7 protein-coding genes are annotated in these 5,203 nt (G+C 59.3%); 2 read left to right on the top strand and 5 right to left on the bottom strand.

Annotation, left to right across the window (positions count from 1 at the left end):
• Positions 1-42: 42 nt before the first annotated feature.
• The 4 genes from AC1DSG_RS27225 to AC1DSG_RS27210 all read right to left on the bottom strand — a co-directional run bounded on the left by AC1DSG_RS27225 (position 43) and on the right by AC1DSG_RS27210 (position 2,034).
• A complete protein-coding gene (locus AC1DSG_RS27225; protein WP_477793646.1) occupies positions 43-330 on the bottom strand; it encodes a PA4642 family protein in 288 nt (95 codons plus the stop codon).
• A gap of 63 nt (positions 331-393) precedes the next feature.
• Entirely contained in the window at positions 394-879 is a 486-nt protein-coding gene (locus AC1DSG_RS27220) for a hypothetical protein (RefSeq protein ID WP_477793645.1), read from the bottom strand.
• A gap of 120 nt (positions 880-999) precedes the next feature.
• Complete coding sequence (locus tag AC1DSG_RS27215) at positions 1,000-1,473, bottom strand: WbuC family cupin fold metalloprotein (protein ID WP_477793644.1); 474 nt, start codon at positions 1,471-1,473, stop codon at positions 1,000-1,002.
• A gap of 3 nt (positions 1,474-1,476) precedes the next feature.
• Positions 1,477-2,034: a hypoxanthine-guanine phosphoribosyltransferase gene (locus AC1DSG_RS27210; protein WP_477793643.1), complete on the bottom strand. Its 558-nt coding sequence runs from the start codon at positions 2,032-2,034 to the stop codon at positions 1,477-1,479.
• A 177-nt stretch (positions 2,035-2,211) separates the two neighbouring features.
• Between AC1DSG_RS27210 and upp the strand changes: the two genes are divergently transcribed.
• Together upp and AC1DSG_RS27200 are read left to right on the top strand one after the other, a co-directional pair.
• A complete protein-coding gene (upp, locus tag AC1DSG_RS27205) occupies positions 2,212-2,850 on the top strand; it encodes a uracil phosphoribosyltransferase (RefSeq protein WP_007942673.1) in 639 nt (212 codons plus the stop codon).
• Positions 2,851-2,852: 2 nt separating this feature from the next.
• Positions 2,853-4,127 (top strand): uracil-xanthine permease family protein, encoded by a 1,275-nt coding sequence (locus AC1DSG_RS27200; RefSeq protein WP_477793642.1) that lies wholly within the window; start codon positions 2,853-2,855, stop codon positions 4,125-4,127.
• A 46-nt stretch (positions 4,128-4,173) separates the two neighbouring features.
• On the opposite strand, the gene hemH is transcribed toward AC1DSG_RS27200, so the two are convergent.
• A complete protein-coding gene (gene hemH / locus AC1DSG_RS27195; protein WP_477793647.1) occupies positions 4,174-5,199 on the bottom strand; it encodes a ferrochelatase in 1,026 nt (341 codons plus the stop codon).
• Positions 5,200-5,203 lie beyond the last annotated feature (4 nt).

Below are 5,203 nucleotides of genomic sequence, written 5' to 3'. Positions count from 1 at the left end.
TGTAGGAGCTGTCGAGCGCAGCGAGGCTGCGAATTTTTGATCTTAACCGCGGGCCTTGGCGATCAGTTCAATGTACTCGGCCGCATTGCGCTGATCCTTGATCAGGGCAACGAAGTCATTGCCGTGTTCATCCTGGCCATTGAGGTCCAGACCTGCCTCGACGAAGAACGTCAGAAATCGCTCGAAGTCATCGATGCGCAGGCCACGGTAGGCCTTGATCAATTTGTGCAGCGACGGCGAAGTGGCGTCGACTGGCTCGAAATCGAGGAACAACTTGATCTGCTCGTCGCCGATCTCGTCACCAATCACTTGCTTCTTATCTTTACGCATTGCCGACTCCAGCTCGCAGACATTTCACGGGGCGGGCAGTTTACCCCTCCCTTGGCGCCGGGCTCAACGCGTGCGAGTGGCCCTGGTGTGCAAATCCGCCCAGACATGGCCGTTGGCATAGCTGAGGAACTGGCAATACACCGTGTCATTGCGCAACAAGTCGATCACCACTCGGTACTGCGCCAGCGGGTAAAACAGTGTCAGGGTTTTGCTTTTGTCGTCGTAGACCGGCTTTTTCAGGCTTTTGCTTTCGCCATCGAAGTTGACCAGCACCTGGTTGATGGTCGCGCCCTTGTTCAAAGATTTGCCCTTGAGGCGGATCAGCAACGGTGACGTGACGGGAATCGGCTGTTGATTGGACTGGCGCTGGCTGCCCACCACCACCGAATACTCGGTGACCTGCAGGAGTTGTTGCTGCTCAGGCTCGGCGTCGCGCAGGGTCAGGTCATCGGGTGGCAGAAACTGTGCGTGCATCGGTGCCGGGGCGGCCGCCAGTGGCAGGCTGAGGGTCAGCAACAAGGCGGCAAAGCTGCGAATCAAAAGGCTCATGACGGGCTCCGAAGACGAGGCCGGGCACTTTATCACGGGCATATGGAAATACTGCTGTAGACGCGATTCCCTGTGGGAGTGAGCCGGCTCCGGGCGGCTCGCTCCCACAGGGGTAAGGGATCAATCGAATTGTGACAGCATCCACGCCTGATACTCGGCGACACCGGGCTCGCCTTCACGAGGCGCCCAATCCGCCAGTTCGCCTTCACCCACCGGGCGGTACGGACCGGCCTTGCACTCGAACATCAGGCTGTCGGCTTCCAGCACCACCAATCCGTGAAAAACACCAGTGGGCAGGTCCACGCCGACACAATCGCCACCGGCTTGCAGGATTTGCTTTTTAACCACCCCGCCAGCCTCATCGAAGATCAACACCCCGAGGCGTCCTTTCAGGACCAGCAATGTTTCGTCCTTGTTCTCGCCCAAGTGCCGGTGAGGCGGGATATAGGTGCTCGGCTGCAAACCCACCGCCATGCGATGGCAGGCGTCTTCCATCTGATGAAAGTTGTGGTGCTGCCGTCCACGAGGATTAGCCGCAGCTTTCTCGGCCAATTCAGTGAACAGCGTTTGATTCAGAAAGCGCGGCGTGGCCATCGATTACATTCCTTTAACAGCAAAGATCCCGTTAGCGTTACGCCAGTAGCCTTTGTAGTCCATGCCGTAACCGAAGATGTAACGGTCGATGCACGGCAGGYCGACGAAATCGGCTTTCAGGTCCGGGCGAGCCTTGCGGTCGTGGTCCTTGTCGATCAGCACGGCGGTATGCACCTTGCGCGCGCCGGCGTGTTTGCAGAAGTCGATGATCGCGCCCAAGGTGTGACCTTCGTCGAGGATGTCGTCGATAATCAGCACGTCACGGTCGATGAATGACACTTCCGGCTTGGCTTTCCAGAACAGGTCGCCGCCGCTGGTTTCGTTGCGATAACGGGTGGCGTGCAGATAAGAAGCTTCCAGCGGGAAGTGCAGATACGTCAGCAGCTTGCCGGAGAAAATCAGGCCGCCGTTCATCACGCAGAACACCACCGGGTTGGAATCCGCCAGTTGATCGTTGATTTGCGCACCGACGCGGGCGATGGCCGCCTCGACTTCAGCTTCGGTGTACAGGCAGTCAGCCTCTCGCATGATTTGACGGATATGCTCGAGATCAGCGGACATGGTGCTCTCCAGGGAGGGGGTAAAGGGAGGGACGGTTCAGGAAAAGCGGGCAAAGGTACGCATCAAGCCCGGTCAGATCAAGCGTTTGTGGACTAACGTACTGTATTGTCTATAGGACAACACCCTCGGATAGATTAATCTAGGCCGGTTTTTTTGCCCGCCGCCGGAGCCTTTCCCATGCCCATCCTCGAGATCCGCCACCCGCTGATCCGTCATAAACTTGGCCTTATGCGCCGTGCAGACATCAGCACCAAGAATTTCCGTGAGCTCGCTCAGGAAGTCGGCGCCCTGCTGACCTATGAAGCCACCAAAGACCTGCCGCTGGAGACCTACGACATCGAAGGCTGGTGCGGCACGGTGTCGGTCGAGAAAATCGCCGGCAAGAAAATTACTGTAGTACCGATTTTGCGCGCCGGTATCGGCATGCTCGAAGGCGTGCTGAGCCTGATCCCGGGCGCCAAAGTCAGCGCCGTGGGCGTGGCCCGCAACGAAGAAACCCTGCAAGCGCACACCTATCTGGAAAAACTGGTCCCGGAAATCGACGAGCGCCTGGCGATGATCATCGACCCGATGCTCGCCACCGGCAACTCCATGGTCGCCACCATTGACCTGCTGAAAAAGGCCGGTTGCCGCGAGATCCGCGCCATGGTGCTGGTAGCCGCACCGGAAGGCATCGCCGCTGTGGAGAAGGCTCACCCGGACGTGATCATCTACACCGCCTCCATTGACGAAAAACTGAACGAACACGGTTACATCATCCCGGGCCTGGGCGATGCCGGTGACAAGATCTTCGGTACCAAGCAGAAGGACGCTTGAGCATGCAGCAAGAGTTCAACGATCCGCTCTGGCGCACGGTGCTGTCGGGTGCTCAGATGCTGTTCGTGGCCTTCGGCGCGCTGGTGTTGATGCCCCTGATTACCGGCCTCGACCCCAACGTGGCGCTGTTCACCGCAGGCCTGGGGACGATTTTGTTTCAGATCGTCACCGGACGTCAGGTGCCGGTGTTCCTGGCGTCGAGCTTTGCCTTCATCACCCCGATCATCCTTGCCAAGGGTCAGTTCGGCCTGGCGGCGACCATGGGCGGCGTGATGGCGGCAGGCTTCGTCTATACCTTCCTCGGCCTGGCCGTGAAGATCAAAGGCACCGGTTTCATCGACCGCCTGCTGCCACCGGTGGTAATTGGTCCGGTGATCATCTCCATTGGCCTGGCCATGGCGCCGATTGCCGCCAACATGGCGATGGGCAAGGCCGGCGACGGCACTGAGCTGATTCATTACCAGACGGCAATGCTCATCTCCATGCCCGCGCTGCTGACCACCCTGATCGTCGCGGTGTTTGGCAAAGGCATTTTCCGTCTGGTGCCGATCATCTCCGGCGTACTGGTCGGTTTTGCCATGGCTTTCTACTTCGGCGTCGTCGATACCGCGAAGATTGCGGCCGCCCCGTGGTTTGCGATTCCGAACTTCACCGCGCCCGAGTTCAACTGGCAGGCGATTCTGTTCATCGTTCCGGTCGCGTTGGCCCCGGCCATCGAACACATCGGCGGCGTGATTGCCGTCGGTAGCGTGACCGGTCGCGATTACCTGAAGAAACCCGGCCTGCACCGCACGCTGCTCGGCGATGGCATTGCCACCACCGCAGCGGGCCTGTTTGGCGGCCCACCCAACACCACCTACGCCGAAGTGACCGGCGCGGTGATGCTGACCAAGAACTACAACCCGAAAATCATGACCTGGGCGGCGATCTTCGCCATCAGCCTGGCGTTCATCGGCAAGTTCGGCGCACTGCTGCAAAGCATTCCAGTGCCGGTGATGGGCGGAATTCTCTGCCTGTTGTTCGGTTCAATTGCGGCGGTGGGCATGAACACGCTGATTCGCCACAAGATCGATTTGGGCGAAGCGCGCAATCTGGTGATTGTGTCGGTGACTCTGGTGTTCGGGATCGGCGGTATGCTGGTCGGCACCGGGACTGGCCAGGATGACTTTGGCCTCAAAGGCATCGCGCTGTGCGCTGTGGTGGCGATTGCGCTGAACCTGTTGCTGCCGGGCAATGACAGCTGGAAGCACAAGAAGGCGGAGGAGCCGTTGCTGTAATGGCTTGAGTTCTTGATCGTTCCCACGCTCTGCGTGGGAACGATCATCAAAGGGCCAACGGCGCTCTTTCGCACAGTGCACTCAACGCCCGCGCCCATTGCGGATCATCGTTGAGGCACGGCACCAGCACCAATTCCTCCCCTCCCGCTTCGCGGAACTGCTCCAGCCCGCGATCACCAATCTCTTCCAGCGTCTCGATGCAATCGGCAACGAATGCCGGGCACATCACCAGAATTTTCTTCACGCCGCTTTTGGCCAATTCATCGAGGCGCGCTTCGGTGTAGGGTTCGATCCACTTGGCTCGGCCCAGACGCGACTGAAACGACACCGACCACTTGCCGTCCGGCAAGCCCATTCGCTTGGCAAACTCTGCCGCCGTGCGCAGGCATTGCGCGCGATAGCAGGTGGCTAATACCGCTGGCGAAGCATTCTTGCAGCAATCGTCATTCTTGAAGCAATGCTTCCCCGTCGGATCGAGCTTGGTCAGGTGCCGCTCCGGCAAACCGTGGAAGCTCAGCAACAAGTGATCGTAATCCTGCAGCAAATAAGGCTTCGCGCTGGCGGCCAAGGCGTCGAGGTATTCCGGCTGATCGTAGAACGGCTGGAGAATCGACAGTTGCAGGTCGAGTCCTTTTTCGCGAATCACGCGCTTGGCTTCTTCGATCACCGTCGTGGTGGTGCTGTCGGCGAACTGTGGATAAAGCGGCGCAAGGGTGATCCTTTTGTGGCCCTGGGCGGCCAGTTGCACCAGTTTCGATTCGATCGACGGCTCACCGTATCGCATCGCCAGTTCCACCGGACCATGGGTCCACTGCGCCGTCATGGCCTGTTGCAGACGACGGCTGAGCACCACCAGGGGCGAGCCCTCCTCCCACCAGATCGACGCGTAGGCGTGGGCTGACTGCTCCGGGCGTTTGATCAGGATCAGCGACACCAGCAAGCGCCGCACCGGCCATGGCAGGTCGATCACATACGGGTCCATCAGAAATTGATTGAGGTAGCTGCGTACATCCGCCACCGACGTGGAGGCAGGTGAACCCAGGTTAACCAGAAGCAATGCGTGATCAGTCATGCAA

It is taken from the genome of Pseudomonas sp. P5_A12 (genome assembly GCF_056400685.1).
Note: the sequence above shows the minus strand (reverse complement) of the source record. Positions and strands in the feature narration are given on the sequence as shown.